At 40.7% G+C, this 22,907-nt stretch carries 19 protein-coding genes and 1 pseudogene; 5 read left to right on the top strand and 15 right to left on the bottom strand.

The features are described from left to right. Positions 1–150: 150 nt before the first annotated feature. The 3 genes from tatC to tatA are packed head-to-tail and all read right to left on the bottom strand — an operon-like array spanning position 151 to position 1,577. Positions 151–927 carry a twin-arginine translocase subunit TatC gene (gene tatC, locus F986_RS04155; RefSeq protein WP_004692449.1) on the bottom strand — a complete coding sequence of 259 codons (777 nt, stop codon included), beginning with the start codon at positions 925–927 and terminating at the stop codon, positions 151–153. Continuing rightward, positions 924–1,346, bottom strand: coding sequence for a Sec-independent protein translocase protein TatB (tatB, locus tag F986_RS04150; RefSeq protein ID WP_004692447.1), 423 nt, complete (start codon positions 1,344–1,346; stop codon positions 924–926). Before tatB ends, tatC begins: the two co-directional genes overlap by 4 nt. Positions 1,347–1,358: 12 nt before the next feature. Next, positions 1,359–1,577, bottom strand: coding sequence for a Sec-independent protein translocase subunit TatA (gene tatA / locus F986_RS04145; protein ID WP_004692445.1), 219 nt, complete (start codon positions 1,575–1,577; stop codon positions 1,359–1,361). A 159-nt stretch (positions 1,578–1,736) separates the two neighbouring features. On the opposite strand from tatA, the gene F986_RS04140 reads away from it, so the two are divergent. Next, positions 1,737–2,621 (top strand): AEC family transporter, encoded by an 885-nt coding sequence (locus F986_RS04140; protein ID WP_004692443.1) that lies wholly within the window; start codon positions 1,737–1,739, stop codon positions 2,619–2,621. A gap of 121 nt (positions 2,622–2,742) precedes the next feature. Here F986_RS04140 and rdgB read toward each other — a convergent pair whose 3' ends face one another. The 10 genes and pseudogenes from rdgB to F986_RS04090 all read right to left on the bottom strand — a co-directional run bounded on the left by rdgB (position 2,743) and on the right by F986_RS04090 (position 15,628). Further along, positions 2,743–3,369, bottom strand: a complete 627-nt coding sequence (rdgB, locus tag F986_RS04135) for an RdgB/HAM1 family non-canonical purine NTP pyrophosphatase (RefSeq protein ID WP_004692441.1) — start codon at positions 3,367–3,369, stop codon at positions 2,743–2,745. Between the two features lie 104 nt (positions 3,370–3,473). Next, entirely contained in the window at positions 3,474–4,064 is a 591-nt protein-coding gene (locus F986_RS04130) for a tetratricopeptide repeat protein (RefSeq protein ID WP_004692440.1), read from the bottom strand. Further along, complete coding sequence (gene metW / locus F986_RS04125) at positions 4,061–4,654, bottom strand: methionine biosynthesis protein MetW (protein WP_004692438.1); 594 nt, start codon at positions 4,652–4,654, stop codon at positions 4,061–4,063. The genes F986_RS04130 and metW overlap by 4 nt, the downstream gene beginning before the upstream one ends. Next, a complete protein-coding gene (gene metX, locus F986_RS04120) occupies positions 4,654–5,811 on the bottom strand; it encodes a homoserine O-succinyltransferase MetX (RefSeq protein ID WP_004692437.1) in 1,158 nt (385 codons plus the stop codon). The genes metW and metX overlap by 1 nt, the downstream gene beginning before the upstream one ends. 101 nt (positions 5,812–5,912) lie before the next feature. Next, a complete protein-coding gene (gene leuA, locus F986_RS04115) occupies positions 5,913–7,610 on the bottom strand; it encodes a 2-isopropylmalate synthase (protein WP_004692435.1) in 1,698 nt (565 codons plus the stop codon). Between the two features lie 318 nt (positions 7,611–7,928). Then, positions 7,929–8,694 (bottom strand): annotated as a pseudogene (locus F986_RS04110) (IS5-like element ISAba31 family transposase). A 134-nt stretch (positions 8,695–8,828) separates the two neighbouring features. Further along, positions 8,829–9,935, bottom strand: a complete 1,107-nt coding sequence (locus tag F986_RS04105) for an alpha-hydroxy acid oxidase (protein WP_004692434.1) — start codon at positions 9,933–9,935, stop codon at positions 8,829–8,831. A gap of 49 nt (positions 9,936–9,984) precedes the next feature. Further along, the gene (locus F986_RS04100; RefSeq protein ID WP_004692433.1) at positions 9,985–10,668 is read right to left on the bottom strand and encodes a Fe2+-dependent dioxygenase; all 684 of its coding nucleotides are present in this window, start codon (positions 10,666–10,668) and stop codon (positions 9,985–9,987) included. A 115-nt stretch (positions 10,669–10,783) separates the two neighbouring features. Further along, positions 10,784–13,114, bottom strand: a complete 2,331-nt coding sequence (locus tag F986_RS04095) for a TonB-dependent receptor (RefSeq protein WP_004692431.1) — start codon at positions 13,112–13,114, stop codon at positions 10,784–10,786. A 330-nt stretch (positions 13,115–13,444) separates the two neighbouring features. Further along, the gene (locus F986_RS04090) at positions 13,445–15,628 is read right to left on the bottom strand and encodes a TonB-dependent receptor domain-containing protein (RefSeq protein ID WP_004692430.1); all 2,184 of its coding nucleotides are present in this window, start codon (positions 15,626–15,628) and stop codon (positions 13,445–13,447) included. A 273-nt stretch (positions 15,629–15,901) separates the two neighbouring features. On the opposite strand from F986_RS04090, the gene tig reads away from it, so the two are divergent. The 4 genes from tig to F986_RS04070 all read left to right on the top strand — a co-directional run bounded on the left by tig (position 15,902) and on the right by F986_RS04070 (position 20,246). After that, positions 15,902–17,233, top strand: coding sequence for a trigger factor (gene tig, locus F986_RS04085; RefSeq protein WP_004692429.1), 1,332 nt, complete (start codon positions 15,902–15,904; stop codon positions 17,231–17,233). A 193-nt stretch (positions 17,234–17,426) separates the two neighbouring features. Further along, a complete protein-coding gene (clpP, locus tag F986_RS04080; protein WP_004692427.1) occupies positions 17,427–18,032 on the top strand; it encodes an ATP-dependent Clp endopeptidase proteolytic subunit ClpP in 606 nt (201 codons plus the stop codon). Between the two features lie 28 nt (positions 18,033–18,060). Beyond that, the gene (clpX, locus tag F986_RS04075; RefSeq protein ID WP_004692425.1) at positions 18,061–19,371 is read left to right on the top strand and encodes an ATP-dependent protease ATP-binding subunit ClpX; all 1,311 of its coding nucleotides are present in this window, start codon (positions 18,061–18,063) and stop codon (positions 19,369–19,371) included. Positions 19,372–19,529: 158 nt separating this feature from the next. After that, positions 19,530–20,246 carry a DUF2846 domain-containing protein gene (locus tag F986_RS04070; protein ID WP_004692424.1) on the top strand — a complete coding sequence of 239 codons (717 nt, stop codon included), beginning with the start codon at positions 19,530–19,532 and terminating at the stop codon, positions 20,244–20,246. A 5-nt stretch (positions 20,247–20,251) separates the two neighbouring features. On the opposite strand, the gene F986_RS04065 is transcribed toward F986_RS04070, so the two are convergent. Both F986_RS04065 and F986_RS04060 read right to left on the bottom strand, forming a co-directional pair. Further along, entirely contained in the window at positions 20,252–20,800 is a 549-nt protein-coding gene (locus F986_RS04065) for a DUF2059 domain-containing protein (protein ID WP_004692422.1), read from the bottom strand. A gap of 103 nt (positions 20,801–20,903) precedes the next feature. Then, positions 20,904–22,430 carry a fumarate hydratase gene (locus F986_RS04060; protein WP_004692421.1) on the bottom strand — a complete coding sequence of 509 codons (1,527 nt, stop codon included), beginning with the start codon at positions 22,428–22,430 and terminating at the stop codon, positions 20,904–20,906. Positions 22,431–22,907 lie beyond the last annotated feature (477 nt).

Below are 22,907 nucleotides of genomic sequence, written 5' to 3'. Positions count from 1 at the left end.
CTAGATTGTATGAAGCAGAAGTGACGTTTTATTTACAGTTTAGGGTCAATTTGAAGACAGTATTTGATAGGGCAATAGATACAACATGAAATAAAAAATCCTCCAGACAGTGTTGGAGGAAATAAGATGGAAGTTTGTAATTCTCAAGTTTTAGTGGCTTGTTGTTTTTCTTTTCTCTAATAATTTTCCGAAAAATAAACCAATTTCAAATAACAGCCACATGGGTACCGCAAGCATAATCATCGAAAGTGCATCAGGTGGAGTGACAAACATCGCAATGAAAAAGCATCCCACGACAATGAAACGACGCTTTTCAGCGAGACTCTGTGTGCTAACGACACCAATTAAAATTAGCACTAAAGTAATAATTGGGATTTCAAAAGTGAGTCCAAAAACCAAAAAGAGTTTCAAACAAAAACTGAGATAACTATTGATATCCGTCATTGGAGCGACGCTTTCAGGCGAGACACTGATAAAAAAATGTAAAATTGCTGGAAGCGTAATGAAGTAGGCAAACGCGATCCCGATATAAAACAGTGCGATACTACCCACAAGCAGTGGAACCGCCAAGAAGCGCTCTTTCTCATATAGTGCAGGTCGCACAAAAGACCATATTAAGTAAATGATGACTGGCATTGCTAACACTAGAGCAACAAATAGATTTAATTTAAACGGTGCCATAAATGTTGCTGTGACATCTGTCGCAATCATGGTTGAGTTGACTGGCAGTTGTTGGCGTAGTGGCTCAGATAACAGTTGATAAGTCGTATTTCGAAAAGGCAATAAACAAAAGAACAGCAACAGGGTAATGCCGACGATTTTAAATAAATACTTGCGCAGTGTAATTAAGTGCTGCATGACAGGCATTTGTTCTAATTCTTCATCTTGGCCTGTGTTTGAGTCTGGCCTTGTTGACACTTGATTCATACGGCTATCTTCAATTGGGGCTGAATAGGTATATTTGCTGCAGTAAACAAAGGTGTACCATGTTGTTTAAGATGGTTGATTGAAAATGGTGTTAATGGAGAGGGTGTGAGCCACTGATATTCATATGCAGCCGTATTTTCAGTCTTTGTTGTTGGAGCTGATTTACTGAGATGATCGAGTTGTTTTTGTAAGCGTTGTTCTATTTCGGTCATACGCTCAATTTCTTTTTGAATTTCCTGACGAAACTCAGAAAGCTTTAGCTCACGATCTACCTCAGTTTGAACGTTATTCATAAAACGTTTGGCTTTGCCATACCATTTGGCTGCAAAGCGTGCTGCTTCAGGTAGTTTCTCAGGACCTAGAACTAATAATGCAACGATAGCAAAGCATAAGAGTTCCGTCATACCTACATTTAGCATGGCAGTGCTCGCTTAGCTTTTAATAGAACTTTCGGTGCTTTTGACATGAGCATCAATCGTTCGTGGCTCATTGAGTTGAGCTGCTTCAGCTTCCTCATCACGGATCGACTTTTTAAAGTCTTTCACCGCACCACCGACATCTTTACCTAAGTTCTTAAGTTTGGCTGTACCAAAAAGAAGAATAACCACAATTGCAAAAATTAGTACATGCCAAATTGATAGTCCCGCCATGGGTAGATCCTCATCATTTTTCGTTTTCCCTATATCAACAGGCTTGTGTGACATTGCGGTGACGATGATGTTTCAATTTCAAGACAAAACGATCGCTTCGCACAGATTTTGAGAAAAAGCAGTGTTATGATGATTCGGTGAAATTTCAAGGATATTGAAGTGACGTTGCTGCTCCCTCTGTTGGCCTTTCTTAGTGGTTTATTCCTTGCATCCACCCCATTGGCAACACGGTTGAAAACAGGCTTTTCAAGTCTTTTAGCACGTTGCTTTATTCCGATTGTTATTGTCTACAACATGGTGTTTTATCAGGCTGGTAGCTTTAGTCTGATGTTATTCAGTTTTGTCGTGGCAGTGCTCTTATTTTACTTTTTCCTATATTTTTCAAAGAATAAATTAAGCGCCCTGTGTTTTAGTTATGTCAATATGGCATGGTTAGGCTTTCCTTTTGCAATTGCGTTGTTTAGCACAGAAATTAGTCCAGCAATGGTGGCTTTATATATCGGTGGCTCTATTTTTGGCAATCTCTGGGCAGTGACAGCTGTGAGCCAAACACCGTTAGCTTTTTCGTTTATTTTTAAAAAAGTGCTCTGTGCTCCACCCATGATTGCTTTGATTTTAGCCCTTATTTTTCGTTTCGTTGGCGTGCAACATTGGTCACAGCATGATCTGATTGATGTGATTTATAGTGCAGCCAAATTTTGTATGAGCTTCTCTGGCATGTGTGTATTGGGTATGTGGTTGAGGCACACCAAAGTTGAGAAAGCGGACCTGTGGCAAAGTAGTCAGACAGCTTTATTAAAATTGGCATGCGGCGTGGTGCTGTGTGGGCTGAGTTATCGTTACTTCGCTATTCCTAATATTGAACAATATATTGGGGTCATGTTCTTATTGTTCTGTTTACCGCCAGCAGCCAATATTGTGGCTTTGGAAACGCATTATCAGGGTACAGGCACGTCGGCAAAATACATTGCTTCAGGTACGATCATCAGCTGTGCCGTGGTGAGTATTTATGGTTTATTGCTGCATGTATTTGCTGTGATCTAAGCACTCACTTTAGCTAGAAATGCATAGTACTGCTGCGCAAGGGCGATAGAGGAGAATATAGAAAATTTTTCGCCACCTTCCTCCCCAAGGGGAGAAGGGGCAACATTACACAGCTTAGTTTTTATTGTTCTAAACTGGCTTTAAACAGTTGCATAGCCTGACCACGATGGCTGATTTTATTTTTTTCTTCTTTGCTCATTTCTGCACTTGAAAGCCCTAACTCGGGTAACCAGAACAGCGGGTCATAACCAAAACCATTTTCACCACGTGCAGCCTCCAGTACTTCACCTTTCCAAATGCCTTGGAAAATTTGTGGAAGAGGATCATCAGCATGTTGCACTAACACTAAAACGCATACAAACATGCCTTCAATCGCTTGAGCGTCTTTACGCAGTGGCTTGAGTTCAGCTAAGAGCTTTTGGTTATTGGCCGCATCATCGCCGTGTTCACCTGCATAACGCGCAGAGTAAATCCCTGGAGCACCATCTAAAACTGGGACACAAATCCCAGAGTCATCTGCAATGGCTGGTTTTCCTGAAATTTTAGAAGCATGGCGTGCTTTAATAATCGCATTTTCGACAAAGCTCAAACCATCTTCAATGGCATCTTCAATATTCAATTTACCTTGAGCAATCACTTCAACAGGTAAGTTCAGCTCTGCAAATAATTTTTCAAATTCCGCAATTTTGCCTTTGTTATTGCTTGCGAGGACTAAGGTACCTTGAGATAACCAATCAGTTGATGCCATGTGAAAGATCCGTGCTTTAAAAATTATGCGGTTATTTTAACAAGTCCGACTCATGGATAGGCAATAAAAAAGCACCCGAAGGTGCTGAGTATGGAAATAAAAGCTTATTGAGCTTGAATCCACTTGTCTGCACGGTCACGTGCTTGACGAATTTGATCTTGTGTTAAGTTTGCCGCTAAGGCTGTTTTCTTGCCTTCAGAAAGCGTAATCACTTTATTGTCGAGCATGCCATCACGGGTTGAAAGCTCATACCATTGATAAGCACCCATGTAGTTTTTCTTTTGCTCTTCCATCATCGCCAAGTTAAAGCTTGCGCGGTTATCACCACGGCTGGCTGCTTTTTCAAAGTATTGACGTGCTAAAGATTCATCTTTTTTGGTGCCTAGGCCATCTGCAAGCATACGACCAACATTTAGCTGAGCAGCCGAAAGACCTTGATCTGCAGCGGCTTTGTACCAAGCAAAGGCCTGTCGTTCATCTGCAGAGATATCTTTACCTTGTTGATACTTGGTTGCAAGATAGAACTGCGCAGCAGGCTGACCTGCTTTTGCCGCTTTAATTAAGCTATTGATATCCATAACAGAATACTGTGCAGCTTGACTCGCAACAGACGTGGTTGGGGAAACATAATCTGCATGAGCTTGAATGCTCAAAAGTCCAACCAGTAGTGTCGTGCTTAAGAATAGTTTTTTCATAGAGCGCTCACTCGATAAATTGCGACTTCACCAAACAAATTCGGGAGACGTTTACTGAGTAAACTATCTTGTTGATCCCCATTTACAGCGAGTCGATTAATAATTCTGATGTTATTTTCCGCACAAAGTGCTTCAAAATCACGGAAAGTACATAAGTGGATATTGGGTGTGTTATACCACATGTACGGCAAAACTTCAGAAACGGGCATCATTCCTTTCAGTGCCAAGAAAGAACGGGTCTTCCAATGGGCAAAGTTAGGAAAAGTAATGATCGCCTGTTTCCCTACGCGCACCATATCACGTAATAAAACATCTGGTGCATCTACCGCTTGCAAGGCTTGTGCCATAACGACATAGTCAAAAGACTGGTCTGCAAAGCGGCTTAAACCCAAGTTTAAGTCTTGTTGGATAATATTTAACCCGCGACCGACTGCAATTGCAATCTTTTCTTGATCAATTTCCAGTCCATATGCGCGAATATTGTGCTTTTTGCTCATATGAGCCAGTAATTCACCGTCACCACAACCTAAATCGAGTACGCTAGAATCAGGTTTGATCCATTTTTCTGCCAGTTGATGATCAATACGCATTACACAGCCTCCTGGGTTGCTTGAAGGTGTTCAGAACCACCCAAAAATGCACGTAATGCTTTTACATACAAAGGAATCGGGAACAGGAACGAGTCATGGCCTTGTTCAGCGTCGATATCTAAATAGCTCACTGGTTTGTGGTTGGTGATCAACGCATCCACAATTTCTTGTGAACGTTGCGGGGTAAAACGCCAGTCGGTGGTAAAGGACACCACAAGGAACTGACATTTGGTCTGTGACATGGCTTTAACTAAAGACTGTTCATACTCACGCGAAGGATCAAAATAATCCAAAGCTTTGGTCATAATCAGATAAGTGTTGGCGTCAAAGTTACGGCTAAATTGCTCACCTTGATAGCGCAAATAGCTTTCGACTTGGAATTCGACATCGAAACCATACATAAATTTGCCTGACTTTAAGTCGCGGCCAAACTTTTGTTTCATGGCTTCTTCAGATAGATAGGTAATATGACCGACCATACGTGCCAAAATTAGGCCACGTTTTGGATAGCTATCATTTTCAAGATAGCGACCATCATGGAAGTCTGGATCAGACAAAATTGACTGTCGTGCGACTTCGTTAAAGGCAATATTCTGAGCAGACAGTTTCGGCGCACTGGCAATAATCACGCATTTTTGCAAACGATCAGGATAATCAACCGACCATTGCAAGGCTTGCATACCACCCAGCGAACCACCAATCACCGCACTCCAGACTTGAATACCCAGATGATCGGATAAAATAGCTTGGGTTTTAACCCAGTCACGGACGGTGACTAAAGGAAAGTCAGGACCATAAGGACGGTTATCATTTTCAGGGTTTGGCGAAGTTGGCCCTGTTGAACCGTTACAGCCCCCAATATTGTTCAGTGCAACCACGAAAAACTTTGAAGTATCAATCGCTTTACCTGGGCCAATACAGGCATCCCACCAACCTGGTTTTTTATCGTCAGCATGATGGTAACCCGCAGCATGATGATGACCCGATAGCGCATGGCAAATTAAAATCGCATTGGATTTATCTGCATTGAGTTCACCATAGGTTTCAACCATCAGTTCATAACGAGGGAGAATACGACCGCATTCGAGCTCTAAGGGCTCTTCAAAAGTAAACTTTTGTGGACTAACGATACCCACGGAGTCAGCAGGAAAAGACACAGGAATAATACGCCTTAAATCTTTGGGGTTAATAAACAAAAGGATACCACTTGAGGGTATCCTTCTAAAGTCATTTTAGTGCTAATTATTATTGCTAATACTTATACCGCAGCAGCAATCACTTGATCTGTGCTTAACACACCTTGATCAATTAAGCGGTTGGTACACGCAATAATAGCTTCAATCGATGAGGTCACAATGTTGTCGTGAATACCCGCACCGAAGGCTGATTTACCTGTACCTTTGACTTGTAATTCAACCAAAGCCAAGGCTTTTGCATTTGCCCCAGAGCTAATACCGCGCTCTTCGTAGCTCAACACGTCGATTGGTAACTGTAAAGCATCCAACATTGCAGAGATTGGACCATTGCCTTCGCCACGTAATTGCTGCGTTTCACCATTTACTTCAATTTCAAGCTCAACCACTTGTTTGCCGTTGTTGTCATACAAACGGTAGTTCTTAGTCGAGTAATGCGTATCTTTGGTGTCCACATAAGTTTCTTTGAATAATTTCCAAATTTCTTGTGCGGTAATTTCAGTGCCTTCTTCATCGGTACGTTTTTGTACGGTTTGAGAGAATTCAATTTGGATACGACGTGGCAATACCACGTTGTAATTTGCTTCTAACAAGTAAGCAATACCGCCTTTACCTGACTGTGAGTTGACGCGAATTACAGCATCATAGTCGCGGCCCAAGTCTTTCGGGTCGATTGGCAAGTATGGCATATCCCAAATTTCTTCGTTCTTTTGGAACTCGAAACCTTTCTTAATGGCATCTTGATGTGAACCAGAAAATGCGGTGAAGACCAAATCACCTGCATATGGGTGACGAGGGTGAACAGGCAAACCTGTACATTCTTCTACCGTTGCAATGATTTCATTGATATTTGAAAAATCTAAGTTTGGCGCAACACCTTGAGAGTACATATTCAAAGCAATTGCAGCGACGTCGACGTTACCTGTACGTTCGCCATTACCAAACACACAACCTTCGACACGATCTGCACCGGCCATAATCGCCAATTCTGATGCAGCAATCCCACAGCCACGGTCGTTGTGACAGTGCACAGAAATAATCACGCCATCACGACGAGCAATGTTGCGGTGCATCCATTCGACTTGGTCTGCATAAACATTCGGTGTCGAAACTTCAACCGTAGCAGGTAGGTTTAAAATCACTTTATTGCTTGGTGATGCTTCCCAAATTTCGGTAACTGCATCACACACGTCTTTTGCAACTTCTAATTCGGTTGCAGAGAAACACTCTGGGCTGTACTGGAACACCCATTCCGTTTCCGGATATTGCGCTGCATATTCTTTAACTTTGCTGGCTGCATTGACTGCTAATTGCTTCGCACCTGCAACATCGACATTTAAGACTTTTTGGCGGAAAGTTGGAGCATTTGAATTATAAATATGTACGATGGCACGTTTTGCGCCCGCTAAAGACTCAAAAGTACGCTGGATCAAATGATCACGTGCTTGAACTAAAACTTCGATATACACATCATCTGGAATGTGATTTTCTTCGATTAATTTACGGGTAAAGTCAAAGTCAATTTGAGATGCTGAAGGGAAACCGATTTCAATATTCTTGAATCCAATTTTCACCAACATTTGGAACATTTTAAATTTTTGTTCCATGTCCATCGGTTCAAAAATTGCTTGGTTACCATCACGCAGGTCAGTACTCATCCAAATAGGCGCTTTTGTAATTTCGTTGTTTGGCCATTGACGGTCTGGCAAGTCAACACGTTGATACATGCGACGATATTTTTTACTTGGATCAGCCAACATCATGAGGTAACTCCTTACATAGTACGGGTTGCATTTGAGTGGGTAATAAAAAGCAACCTACTACTGAATATAGATTGTGTCTATGGTCTCTATTTACAAGGGAGTCTTCAGGGTGTTTGTAAACGTAAATATTTGATACGACTTAGATTTACCGTGAGTAACCTTGTAACGTTATATTTAAGAGTTTAATCCAGTTCGGTCGAAAAGATTTTTCTTTTTTTATGGCTTTTAGTCGTATCTGAAAAAATATTTCCCTTTAATTTGATATATAGGGGAAATATTTCCGTGTATTTTTGAGATGAGTTTAGGGTCTGTTGACATTTACTGTTCATAATTAACCCTATAAAGGTAGCCATAAAAATATACAGGCTAAAGCAACAGAACTTTGATAATTTCTTTTGAGCTTGTCATATCGAGTAGCTATTCCTCTAAATTGCTTTAATCTACAAAACATATTTTCAACTAAATGCCTGATTTTATATAAATACCAGTCCATATGGTCATTGTTAGATTGGCTATTTGTTTTCTTTGGTATATTCGCTTTAGTCCCTGTTTTCCTGATCTGTTCACGCAGTGGTTCTGAATCATAGCCTTTATCTGCACATACCACTTTTGTCTCTTTTAAATCTAATGTTGATATTAAATCAGGTGCAACTTTAACATCATGTGTGGTTCCATCGGTAATCATGAAATCAATAGGATTGCCATGTGCATCAACAATCAAATGTATTTTTGAGGAGTTTCCTCCTACACTTTTAGAAATAGATTGATTCGCTATGCCGGCAGAATGTTGATGAGCACGTACATGAGAGCCATCAATAAAAATCCACTCCATATCGGGGCATGAGGCTAATAATTTGAATAATCTAAGTAACTAACCGCTGCTTGACCAACGATTAAAACGTTTGAAAATAGAGTTTGAATGACCAAAACAACAAGGAATATCTCGCCACGGACAGCCTGTTCTAATTCTATAGAGAATAGCTTCAATAAAATTGCGTAAATTTGAGTTGTGGTGAATGGATAAATTACGCAGAATAACTTTCAACTTTTGCCAGTGTTGATCTGTCAGCATGGTAAGAGGCATAGCGAATAGTAAAATTGGGTTTGGCGATTTGATTTTACTACTTCGCTATTTTTTTAAGCTAAAAGTGTCAACACACCCTAATCTTTTTCTTCATTTTACGAATTTGGTTTATTTCATTCGCATTTTTGAAAAGATTATGAGAACTCTATGACCATATCTGGCTGTATATCTGCCAGAGTTGCAGTGCCCATCAACGCCATGGTGATCTCAAATTCTTCTTTTATGATTTTAAGCACATGGGCAACGCCTAAGGCACCCGCAGTGGCAAGACCATAAATACATGGTCGCCCAACTAAGACCGCGGAAGCCCCTAAGGCAATGGCCTTAAACACATCTGAGCCGCGACGAATACCGCCATCATATAAAAGAGGGAAGTCATTTGGCACAGTTTTCTTGATGAGTTGTAAGGCTTTCAGTGGCGGAATACAGGTATCTAAAACACGACCGCCGTGGTTAGACACAATTAAGCCTTGTATGCCATGTTGAATGGCCAGTTGTGCATCGAGTGGACTGACGATGCCTTTTAACAGGATGGGTAAATCAGTCTGTTGAACCATCCATGCGATGTCGTCCCACGTCGGAGCAATTTTCATTAGCCCATTAAACACGGGATGATCGCCTTCTTGCAGTTCAGGCAGTGGAATATGGGCAGGAGTGTGCGGATGCTGCATGTTTTCAGGGAGGTGAAAGAAAGCACGACGTTCACGATCACGGATGCCTGTATGTGGTGAGTCCACAGTGATCACAATGGCTGTGAAGTTTTGTGCCTCAGCGAGCTTAAGCAAAGCCAAAGACTTATCGCGGTCACCTTGCCAATACAGTTGGAACCATTTGAAGGGATTCTCTGGTTTGAATGTGCGCATATCGGTATTGGTAAAGGTACTCAAAATCATATTACTGCCGAGTACTTCTGCTGCCAGTGCAGTTGCAGCTTCTGCTTCAGGATGAAACTGCTGTTGATGACCAATCGGTGCCACAAAAATAGGATGTGGAAAGCTTTGTCCTAAGATTTCACAGCTTGTATTGCCTTGAGTGAGATCTCTTAACATGCGTGGTATCAAGTGCAGGTTTTGGAACTGAGCGAGGTTATTTCGAACACTGATTTCATCCATAGCACCACCTTGCAAATAGTGCCAGACCATCTCAGGCAGATGCTTTTCTGCCTCAATTTCATAGTCTGCAATCGTTTGTAATGAGGCAGGAATTTGGGTGAGGGGTGGCAAAATAGTTTTTGATGTCATGTAACGGTCCAGTTGCTACAGTAGTTAACGTTGAGCTGGGATTATTGTTTTACAGTTCAGCCCATTTGCGCATCAGGTTATGATACAGACTAGTGAGCTTGACCACTTCTTGATGTTGATCACCGAGTTGCACACGTAGGTTCTGAATAGTTTGATCAAGATTAAATAAGATATGGCGGTCAGTATCATCTCGAATCATGCTTTGAACCCAAAAGAACGAAGCGACACGGCAGCCTGAGGTCACTGGTGTTACCTCATGCACGCTAGTAGATGGATATAAAATCATATCACCCGCAGGTAGTTTCACTTCATGATAGCCATAGGTGTCTTCTACCACCAAATCACCACCCTCATATTCTTCAGGTTCGCTTAGGAAAATAGTGCAGGATACATCGGTACGAATCCGATCTTTGCTTCCGGCTACCCAGCGAATGGCATTGTCCACATGAAAGCCAAAAGTTTCGCCCTGTTCATAGCGGTTAAAATAAGGTGGCAAAATATCTAAAGGTAGGGCAGCGGACATAAAGAGTGGATGTTGTCCAAGTGCTTCTAAGATGATATGGCCTAAGTGTTGCGTGAGAGGGTGATCTTCGGGGAGCTGTTGATTTTGTTTTACATGTTTTGAGAGTGATCCTGTGGTTTTTTTACCATCAACCCACTCGACTTTTGCCATTTCACTACGAAAGTATTGTACCTGTTCTTTGCTTAATACGTTGGGAATATGATGGATCACAACATGGCCTGCTGAAAATGAAAGATCTATTTAGTCTTTAAGCATATATAAAAATAGCCTCAATGAGAGGCTATTTTTATCAAATCTCAGGATGAAAAAGATTTTAGTTATAAACTTAGTATTTGAAGTTTAGAGACAGTACTGCGCTACGACCTTCAGCTTCAGTTGCATAGTGAGATGAATATGCTTTAGTGAAGTAGCGTGTATCAGCCAAGTTGTTGACATTTAACTGTAGATCAACATTTTTGTTGACGTTGTAACGCGCCATAGCATCGTAGCGAACGTAACCTGGTACATATTTTGTGTTTGCTAAGTCACCATAAACTTTGTCCATCGCAATTGCGCCAGCACCTAAAGTTAACTGTGGCACAATTTGGTAAGTTGTCCATAGCGTAGCACTGTTTTTAGGAACGTTAGGCATTTGGTTGCCATTAAATATAGATTGGTCTGTACATGTTGTACCACGGCAACTTACACCATTTTTGGTCGCTTTACTGTCTAAATAAGTATAACCAGCACTAATATCCCACTTATCAGTAATCTTACCGTTTAAACCAAGTTCAAGACCATCCACTTTACTTTCACCGATATTGCTATAGGTTGTAGGAGACAGTTGAATACGAGCATTTTGTTTTTCAGTACGGAAAATAGCAGCTGTTAAATTTAGGCGATCTTGTAGCAAGTCCCATTTTGTACCGATTTCAAAAGTACGACTTTCTTCAGGATCTAGGTTGCTATAAGCCGCTCCAATGCCTTCTGAACCGTCACCAGCATCTATACCAACAGGGTTTGCAGAAGTGGCATAACTTGCATAAATAGCCCCATTTTCAACAGGTTTAAAAGTAATACCTGCTTGATATGTGAAAAAGTCGGTATCACTTTCAGTTTTTACTTTATCGCCGGCTTTTGCTGTAGCAGGATTAGCAATCACAGCACTGTTAAGAGCTCCATAAGTCATGGTCTGTTCAGTATCAAACTTATCCCAGCGTAAGCCCAAATCTAAAATCCACTGAGGGCTAAATTCAATGTTGTCTAGTAAGTAAATAGAAGTAGATTTTGTTTGAGTGTTGTATTGGTCAGCACCTTCGGTACTGATGCTGCCTGTCCATTGTCCGCGATTAGGATTCTGAACCGAGGTGCACCAACCAGAGCTCACATTTTCAGACTTGCTACAATCCGAGTAGGCACTTCCCGTAGTATTTTCGCCATTGATAATATATTGGGTACGGTCTGTTTCTTGGTCTGAGTACTCAGCACCTAGGTTAAAGCTGTGCTTTAAGCGACCTGTATTAAATTTACCTGTTAAAGCCAATTGGTCTGTAAAGGTATCAGTATCAGCTACACGTGAGTTTGCACGCGCCCAAACATTGCCTACTAATTGATTAGTGAATTCAGGTTTATTGTAAAAGTTACCTTGTGAATCATCCGGATTCGTCCAAAGATAGTCATTTTTAGATTTGTTGTATACAGCGGTATTGCTAAGGGTTAAATTATCAGTAAGATCATGCTCAAGCTTGATCGTTCCTGATTGATTTTCCTGTTTTTGGAAATCGCGATCTTTCCAGCCGTAATACATACCTTGTTTAACATCGATAGGCTTACCATTGCCATTTAATGGTCGGTAATCAATTGCTCCAGTTCTTGGAGCACCAAATGGGTTGTTGTATGGAATGCCTGAATCAGGGGTATCATCAGTTTTGAGGTAGTAGTAGCTTAAAGTTGCACGCGTGTCGCTGTCTAGACCAAAAGTAATACTTGGTGCAATACCTGCACGTGCATATTCAGTACCATCTTCTTGACCTGCTTTGTCGTTGTGGTGACCCATTACGGCAACACGAGCAGCAATACCATTACCAAAATCTTTGTTACCGTCTAAAGTAATACGTTGGTAATCATCCGTTCCTGCACCCACAGAACCTTCTAAAAAGTCACCTTTTTTTGCAACTTTAGAAATCATGTTGATGCTACCACCAGTTGTACCTGCACCGCCCATAGCAGATGCAGAACCTTTAGTAATTTCAACTTGCTCAATCGCAAACATTTCACGGTTTTGAGAAGTAGAGTTACGTACACCGTCTACATACATTGAACTTTCAGAGTTATAACCACGGATAAATGGACGGTCACCATTTGGGTTACCACCTTCACCTGCACCAAGTGTGATCCCAGGTACTGTGCGTAAAGCATCGCTTAAAGTTGTAACTTGAGTGTCTTCAATCAACTGTTTAGAAATAACAGATACTGACTTTGGTGTGTCGAGTAGGGGAGCAACGAACTTGCTGTTTGCAGATTTGTCTACTTTCAAACTTTGTTCTGCTGCCGCTTCCGTGTGAATTGTTTCTAATTGCGCGATTTGATCTTGCGCAACAGCATTGACTGCAACCACAGAGAGTGTTGAAGCGATTGCTGAAGAAACCAGCTTTTTACGTGTTTTGATGAAGGCCATAACGAATCTAGTTCTAGCGTTGTAAATTAGTATGCGAATAATAATGATTCTTATTTTTTGTAGCATAACTATTACATTGAAATTGTCGATGCTTAGATATATTTGTGTAGAAAAAATAAATGTAATAATGTAATGAATTTGATATAAGTTTTTGATTTTTATTTGGATTGGAAAATTAGATTATATTTTTATAATATTATTGGAATTTAGAATCCATTATTTTTAGGCTAAGTTTGAAGGTGTTTCTCAAGTGAGTATGTATAAATTATGTTAGATCTATATTTGGTATGTATGAAGAAAACCCTGCCGGCGCAGGGTTTTGCATGTAGCTTAGAACTTAAAGGCCGTACTTAGCTGAACGCGTCGTCCTTCTTGGGTGTTACTATAACGATTGTAATAGCCTGTCCCTATTTTTTCATAATCATTGAAGTCTTTGTCAAAGACATTGTATAAAGCCACACCAACGTCCCAGTTATCATTAACGATAAAGTTTGAACCAATATGGAACAGTGTATAAGCCTTATAATCTCCTAACGCATCATAAACAGCTTGGTTAGCTACGGTTAGATTCTCGTAATTTGACGTAAAACGTGCACGTTCACTACGATATTCACCACGTGCCCATAAATTGACGAAATCGGCAGCTTGCCATTTCAAAGAGGCGTTTGCCATATGCTTTGGTGTATCATTTAGAACAGGGTTATTAAGTTGTTTATCCTTAATTTCCGTCTCGGTCCAAGTATAATTGAGGCCTAGTTTCCAGTTTTCTGCAAACTCCCAATTTAGACCAGTTTCAATACCATAAACTTCAGCTTCTTCGGCATTGATTGGACGCGTAACGTTCCACGTATCTGGAGCACCTCGGTTATAGTCCATTGTCCAAGGCGTTCCAACGGAAAGCATATAGTCTTCACATTGCTGTTTATTCGTATCAGTATTACAACGTAACTCAGCATTACCCGTCATAATTTTGTCTTCAATTTCACTAAAAAAACCTGTGATATTAAAGTCAAAGTTAGAGTTATTCGTAAAATACGTACCTAGTTCTAAATTTTTACTGGTTTCAGGTTTTAAATCAGGATTACCGAAAACAGGTGTGCGGCCTTGACCACTAACATTATAAATACCTGTGGTTAGGCGTTCTAATCGAGGCGCTTTGTAGCCTTCAGAGTAGCCACCTTTAAATGTCCAGTTTTCATTTGCATTCCAGACTAAATAAGCGCGCGGCGTCCAAAAATCCCCAAAAGTATCATGATTGTCATAACGTAAACCCAAGGTTAATGCCAAACTATCATTAAGTGACCATGTATCTTCAGCGAATAGTCCTAATTGCTCAAAAGAAACTTCTTTTTGAACACGAAGTCCATCACGAATGCTTGCATCCCACCATTGCCCACCTAAAGTAATGTTATGACCATTAATATAATTAGTCGTAAACTTGGTATCGAAAATAGTATCTTCGCTTTCAAGCAAACGTGGTGTTATTGCCTGAGACATATTTTGCGCGCGAGCCGGAATTAAGCGACCTACAGTTTCTGTTTGAGTATTTGCAAGACTAGACTCAAGAGTGCCGATATTACTGCGCCATGTATGCGAAAGAATCATTTTTTCACGATTATATTCTTGGGACTTATCATAACCGCCGTTTGCACCTAAAGTGCCTAATTGTCCTTTAGAGTTGTCATACCATTGATCTGTCTGCTCATATTCCGCAGAAATATCATGTTGATCCGTTGGTGTTAAAGTTAAGCGAACACCAATATTTTCTAAGTCTGACTTGGTTGGGTTTTGTCCCTGAGTTAGTTCTGTTTCAGTACCTTCATCATCGCTACGAATTACGTTTGATTGATCTCGTTCAGCTTTGCGGCCCCTTAATTGAATACCAAGGAGGTTTGGAATAAGTGGGCCAGTAACATATGCATCTACAGAGCGTTGATTCCCGAAATCAGAACTATTAGGGAGTAATGTTCCTTCTAAAGTGACTGCTCCAGTCCATTCATTTGAAACTTTTTTAGTAATAATATTGACTACACCACCGATGGCGTCAGAGCCATATAATGTTGATGCAGGGCCGCGTATGACTTCAATACGTTCAATCGCAGATATTGGAGGGATAAAACTGTTGTTTGATTCGCCAAATCCATTTGGAGTAATGTCACCAGTGCTGTTTTGACGGCGACCATCAATTAGGACGAGTGTATATTCTGAATCCATTCCACGAATACGAATATTCAGACCACCTGTTTTTCCTGCTGTGGGACTAATATCAACGCCTTCTATATCGCTTAAGGCATCGGCAATCGAATTAATACGTTTATTTTTTAAATCTTCTGCTGTAATGACCGTCATTGTAGCTGGTGCATTTTTAATATCTTGTTCAAAACCTGCAGCTGAAACCACAATGGTGGAAAGCTGATGGGTAGATGAATCTTCAGTTGCTGTTTCTGCGAAAACAGGAGTGGTGATTGCCCCAAGCAATGCTAATGAAAGAGGGTGTAGATTAAACTTACTCATAACTAGAGTTCCAATGATGGACGAGAAAAAAATTGAAAAAAACGATCAAAGTTGACGCAAATATTAATGTTAATATTTATCATTTGCAACAAAAAGCCATAAAAAATATAATACTTTGCGCTTAATCAGTAGCGATTTAAAAATATTCAAAATAAAAAACGATAAATGAAGAAAAAAATATGTGGTTTCAATCGGGTGTTTTGTATATCGTTCAATGTTGTCATATAATGTGGCACTTTTTAAAATTGTTCTTACCAAAAGATTGAGGAAGCCATGCAAGTAACTTCTGAAGCGGTTTCGGGTGTTACCCGTCGTTTAAATGTATCTGTACCGACGAGCCGTGTTAACGAGCAGTTCGAAGCTCGCTTAAAACGCACTGCTAAAACTGTGAAGATCAACGGCTTCCGTCCAGGTAAAGTGCCAGTAAATGTTGTTCGTCGTGAATATGGCGCGGGTATCTACCAAGAAGTCGTAAGCGACATTATTCGTGACACAGTATTTGAAGCGATCCAACAAGAAAAAATCAATGCTGTTGGCATGCCAAACATTGAAAAATCTGAATTAAAAGACGACGCGCTTGTATACGAAGCGACTGTTGAAGTTTATCCAGAAGTTAACGTGAAATTTGATGGTTTAGAAGTTGAACGTAAAGCATCTGAAGTAAACGACAAAGATGTTGATCAAATGATCGAAAACCTTCAGAAGCAACGTGCTTCTTGGGCTGAAACGAAAGGCATGGCTAAAAAAGACATGCAAGTAACTTTTGACTTTGAAGGTTCAGTAGACGGTGAAAAGTTTGAAGGCGGTTCTGCAGAAGACTTTAAACTTGTTTTAGGTTCAGGTCGTATGATCCCTGGCTTCGAAGACGGCATCGTTGGTATGAAGAAAGGCGAAGAGAAAGTTATCGATGTAACTTTCCCTGAAGACTACCAAGCTGAAAACCTTGCTGGTAAATCAGCTCAATTCAAAATCACTGTGAAGCTTGTTGAAAAGCAAAAACTTCCAGAAGTTGATGCTGAATTCCTTAAAATCTTTGGTCTAACTGAAGAAGAAGGCATTGAGAAGTTAAAAGCTGACGTTCGTAAAAACATGGAACGTGAAGTGAAAAATGGTTTGCGTAATCAAGTGAAAGGTGCAGCTTTTGATGCACTTGTAGCTGCAAACGAAGTTGAACTTCCTGCGTCTATGGTTGCTCAAGAAGTTGACCGTCAACGTCAACAAATGATCCAACAGTTCACTCAGCAGTTTGGTGCTCAAGGTGCGAAAGCATTTGACTCAAGCATGCTTCCAGATGAATTGTTCAAAGAACAAGCTGAAAAATCTGTAAAATTAGGCGTATTGGTAAGCAAAGTTTTAGCTGATGCTAAAATTGAAGTAGATCAAGCACGTGTTGATGCTTACATCGAAGACATGGCTTCTTCTTATGAAGATCCAGCTGAAGTGATCGAATACTTCAAAAATGACAAGCAACAACGTTCGCAAATCGAAGCTGTTGTGTTAGAAGACCAAGTGGTTGATCACATCTTAGCGTCTGCTAAAGTAACAGATACTGTTGTAAGCTACGAAGACTTATTGAAAGAGCAACAAGCTCGTCAACAAGGCTAAGTTTAGCTAAAGTAAAAAAGGCGCTTTGAGCGCCTTTTTTATTATGATCTGGTTTTTTTAAAAGGCCTTGCGTTCATAAAGCTTATGCAAAAAATATCTGTTATTTACTTGAGAATATTTTGCATTTTCAGCAATTATCCCTCATATTGTGACTATGAGTTGAGTAACAAAAAATTTAGGAATAAGTAAACGTATGTATATTCCAACTATCGATAATGCCTTAGTTCCAATGGTTGTAGAACAGTCATCTCGCGGTGAACGTTCATTTGACATTTATTCACGTCTTTTACGTGAACGCGTCATTTTTATGACTGGTGAAGTTGAAGACAACATGGCCAATTTAATTGTGGCTCAGATGTTGTTTTTAGAAGCGGAAAATCCAGATAAAGATATTCACCTTTACATTAACTCACCAGGTGGTTCAGTGACTGCGGGTATGGCGATTTACGACACCATGCAATTTATTAAACCCGATGTTGTGACCTATTGTATGGGTCAAGCAGCATCAATGGGTGCATTCTTGTTGAATGCAGGTGCGAAAGGTAAACGTTATTGCCTTGAAAATGCACGTGTCATGATCCACCAACCGTTAGGTGGTTTCCGTGGTCAGGCATCTGATATTGAAATTCATGCACGTGAAATTCTGTTCATTAAAGAACGTTTAAACCGTTTAATGGCAGAGCACAGTGGTCAAGACTATGAAACTGTGGCACGTGATACTGACCGTGATAACTTTATGACAGCGCAAGCTGCAAAAGAATATGGTCTCGTGGACGAAGTGTTATCTAAACGTCCATAAGTTTTAAAAGTTTAGAATTGGAGTGAATATGTCCGAACATCCTCAAGGACAAAAGCATTGTTCATTTTGCGGTAAAACGCAGTCTGAAGTTGGGAAACTGATTGCAGGCGAGGACGCGTACATCTGTAATGAATGTGTGGACGTATGCTTAGACTTGGTGCAAACCAGTCAACAAGTTGAGTCGGGTGACTGGGCTGCAAAACCATTGCCTAAACCTCACGAAATTCGTGCGGCACTAGATCAATATGTCATTGGTCAAGATGTGGCAAAGAAAACCTTGTCAGTTGCTGTCTATAACCACTATAAACGCCTTAAAGCGACACATGGTGGACATAAACACGATGATGCTGTTGAAATTGCGAAAAGTAATATCTTATTAGTAGGACCAACAGGTTCGGGTAAAACCTTGCTTGCACAAACCATGGCACGTCTTCTCGATGTTCCATTCGCTATGGCTGATGCAACGACACTTACCGAAGCCGGTTATGTCGGTGAAGATGTTGAAAACATTGTACAAAAGCTTCTACAAAAAGCAGACTACGATGTAGAAAAAGCGCAAAAAGGTATCATCTATATCGACGAAATCGACAAGATTACCCGTAAGTCTGAAAACCCATCGATCACGCGTGATGTGTCGGGTGAAGGTGTACAACAAGCTTTACTGAAAATGATCGAAGGTACGGTTGCCTCTATCCCACCTCAAGGTGGTCGTAAGCACCCGCAGCAAGAATTCATTCAAATTGATACCTCAAATATCTTGTTCATCTGTGGTGGGGCATTCTCGGGTCTTGAGAAAATCGTGCAACAGCGTCAAGAAAAAGGTGGAATCGGCTTCACGGCTGAAGTGAAGAAGAAAGATGAAGGCAAGAAATTGTCTGATTTGTTCCGTCAAGTTGAAGCGACAGATTTGGTGAAATTTGGTCTGATTCCAGAGTTTATTGGTCGTTTGCCTGTAATTGCGACTTTGGAAGAGTTAGACGAAGACGCCTTGATGCAAATTCTGACTGAACCGAAAAATGCATTGACCCGTCAATATCAACATTTGTTTGATATGGAAAATGTTGATCTTGTTTTTGAAGATTCAGCACTGCGCGCTGTGGCGAAAAAAGCCTTAGACCGTAATACGGGTGCACGTGGCTTACGTTCTATTTTGGAAAATACGCTGCTTGAAACCATGTATGATTTACCAAGTCGTACCGATGTTGGCACAGTTGTGGTGAATGAAGACGTGATTAACGGCACGGCTGCACCATTATTTAAGCCAGAACGTTTACCAAGAATCGAACAGAAAGATGCAGCCAAAGTTGATTTAAAAGTGATTAATTCAAAGTCCGCTTAAGTTGTTATTCATCTGAAACGTGTGAAAATCGAGTGTTTTCACACGTTTTTTTATATTCAAAAAAAAGAGGGAATGCTACTCTGCATCAATAGGTTGGGATGCCTAGATTAAAACTAAAAATTCAGTATCAAAATAAGAATACGCCGTGAGGAATAGTCATGCGTGCAATGACGATTACGCTTTTAAGCAGTTTAATTTTATTGGGTTGTCATGGAAAAGCGACAGTTGAACAACCTGAATTAACATCAACTCTCAGCCATGAGGTCGATTTTGAACATGACCCAGGCATGATTGAGCAGTATCGCATTGGGGTGTTTAGCGTAGGTGGGTGGGTCAATCAAAAATTAGGACAGCGTTTTCAGCGTGTCCAACCCCAGCATGAACAAGCGGCGATGGTTTATCTGTATCGTCCAGACTCAAAATGGAACCGTCAAGAAATTGTGGCGTCGAGTTTATTTATCAATAAAGAACGCATTCCAAGCCTGCTTAACAATCATTATTATTGGGTCGAATTGCCCCCAGGGACTTATCGTTTATCGAGTAGTCGGCCTTTGGGCATTAACCATTTTCAAAAGCCGAAATATATCGATTTTAGCGTAGAAGCGGGGCAGTCTTATTTCATCAAGTATGATGAAGAGAACTTGTCCACACGCCGTGATACTTCGGGGCCTTTGGCGGTCATACCTGAAAAAATTGCGATTCAAGAAATTGCATTTACCCAGTTAAAGTCCAATAGCTACAACTTTGTAGCGGAAGATCAACACACGGGTGAGCTACGAAAGAAAGCGCAAAAACTTAAACCTGCCAAATATGACCCAAGTGAAGATGTTCAGCTGATGAAACCCTTTAAGCTGTGGAATCCTTTAACCTGGTAAGTGAGCTATTGTGCTTTTTTGGCTTGTTCAAATAATGGTGTCAGGGTCTTTTCAATTTGACGATTCATTTCCAGCTGAATAGCTGGATCTTGCATCATTTCAGCAGACATGGCGATGCTATTACGCATGATTTCACTCATCATTTTGCTGCTTTTTTTATTGATAGACTGGCCTAAAGGCGTTTCGAGGAACTGAATGTTGGCCAATACTTCCTCTTCGGTAAAGGTCTGCATATAGACATTTTTAAGCATTTGCATAAATTTTGGATCTGAAATCAATTTACTGCTAAATGATGCCGTGATTTCAGCGATTTGCTTGGCTGCTTTTTGTTGTTCAGCATTGAGTGTTGAGGTTTTAAAAATATTTTTAATAATTTCTTCGGCTTGTTGGTCATAGACGGGGCGCATTTCTTGCTGTGATTGCGCTAAAGTGCCTTTAATATCGCCCAGTTTGAGCGCTTTTTCTACCGATGCTTCGGTCGCGGGTTTTGCAAAAGACGCTGTGCTGAGGACGCATAAGGTAATACCGCAAAGGATGTGATTTAATTTTTTCATTGTTGGTCTATATCTTTTGATTAAGTCTATAAAAGTAGGTAAAAAAATACCCTTAACATGACCTTAGCATGTTAAGGGTATCCAAAAAAGTAAAACTTAAGTTTTAGCCCGCTGCAGCATCGACTACTGGAATTTTACCAATTTTGGCTTGCCAGATTTTTGGTGCTGTTGCGTGAATAGAGGTACCGTTTACATCAACTGCTACCGATACAGGCATGTCTTTCACTACAAATTTGTAAATCGCTTCCATACCTAAGTCAGCAAAAGCAACCACTTCAGCTTCACGAATTGCTTTAGACACAAGGTAAGCTGCGCCGCCCACTGCCATCAAGTAAGTTGCTTTGTTGTCTTTGATTGCTTCAACCGCTGCAGGACCACGGTCCGCTTTACCGATCATGCCGAACATACCAGTTGCTTCAAGTACTTGGCGTGTGAACTTGTCCATACGTGTTGCTGTTGTTGGGCCAGCAGGACCAACCACTTCATCACCGACTGGATCTACAGGGCCCACGTAGTAAATGAATTTACCTTTTAAGTCGACAGGAAGCTCTTCACCATTGTTTAGCATGTCGACCATGCGTTTGTGTGCAGCATCACGACCGGTATAAATTGTACCGTTTAGAAGCAAGGTGTCGCCTGGTTGCCAAGCATTCATTTCTTCTTGGGTAATGGTGTCGAGGTCAACGCGCTTAGAGGTTGATGAATCCCAAGTAACTGATGGATAGTCTTCAAGTTTAGGTGCTTGAATGTGTGCAACACCTGTACCATCAAGTTGGAAGTGCGCGTGACGAGTCGCTGCACAGTTTGGAATCATGCCCACTGGTTTGCCCGCAGCGTGACATGGGTAATCTTTAATTTTAATGTCTAAAACTGTGGTTAAGCCGCCTAGGCCTTGCGCGCCAATACCCAACGCATTTACTTTTTCGAAGATTTCCATACGAAGTTCTTCGATTTTATTTTCAGGGCCACGACGAAGTAATTCATCCATGTTGATTTCTTCCATGAGCGATTCTTTTGCAAGCATCATGGCTTTTTCAGCAGTACCACCAATACCAATACCCAACATACCTGGTGGACACCAGCCTGCACCCATGGTTGGAACAGTTTTTAGTACCCAATCCACGATTGAGTCTGATGGGTTTAACATAGCCAGTTTAGATTTGTTTTCTGAACCGCCACCTTTTGCCGCAACGGTAATATCCACTTTGTTGCCTGGAACAAGTTTGTGGTAGATCACAGCAGGGGTGTTGTCTTTGGTATTTTTACGACCAAAAGCTGGGTCAGCCAATACAGAAGCACGCAGTACGTTGGAGTTTTCTAAGTAACCTTGACGTACGCCTTCATTGATTGCATCGTCTAAGCTCATAGTTAAATCAAATTTAACATCCATGCCCACTTCAACGAATACGTTGACGATACCTGTATCTTGACAGATTGGGCGGTGACCCTCTGCGCACATACGCGAGTTAATTAAGATTTGTGCGATCGCATCCTTCGCAGCTTTGTTCTCTTCACGATCATACGCACGGCTCATCGCTTGGATGAAGTCTTGTGGGTGATAGTAAGAAATGAACTGAAGCGCGTCTTTGACCGATGTGATCAAATCATCTTGCTTGATAATAGTGGTCATACAAATATCTCTTGAGCGGGCTGATAGCTAGCGGGCTAAATTATAAGACAAAATGCCGAGGTTGTGGATGTTTTGCGAAGGCTTTGGGCGAAAGTTTAATAGTTGAACGAAATTGATGAGAAAATGGGGTTATAAATGGTGGTAAATATGACAAAAAAGCCTGAATTTAATGAAATATTTCACGTTTAAATTCGGTTTGTGAATATGATCTATTATTTAAGATTTTGAATATATTAGAAAAATAATAATATTTTAAATATGACAACTCTGTCATAAAGTTGTCATAAAACTTTCGCATAATGCATTCATCAAACAATAGGACATCGAACATGTTGACAGGTTTAGTGATGGCTGCAGGCTTTTGTGTATATATCGCAGCGACTTGGATGTACGGTCAAAAAGAAGATCAGGCTTAAGCTTTATCTTCTTTTTTTTGTTTTAAGCTTTCTTCAAATCTTCAAATCTTCAAATCTTCAA

Origin of the sequence: Acinetobacter johnsonii CIP 64.6, from assembly GCF_000368045.1 — a bacterium.
Lineage (GTDB): Bacteria > Pseudomonadota > Gammaproteobacteria > Pseudomonadales > Moraxellaceae > Acinetobacter > Acinetobacter johnsonii.
The sequence above is the reverse complement of the archived record's forward strand: the minus strand, read 5'-3'. Positions and strand labels throughout refer to the sequence as shown.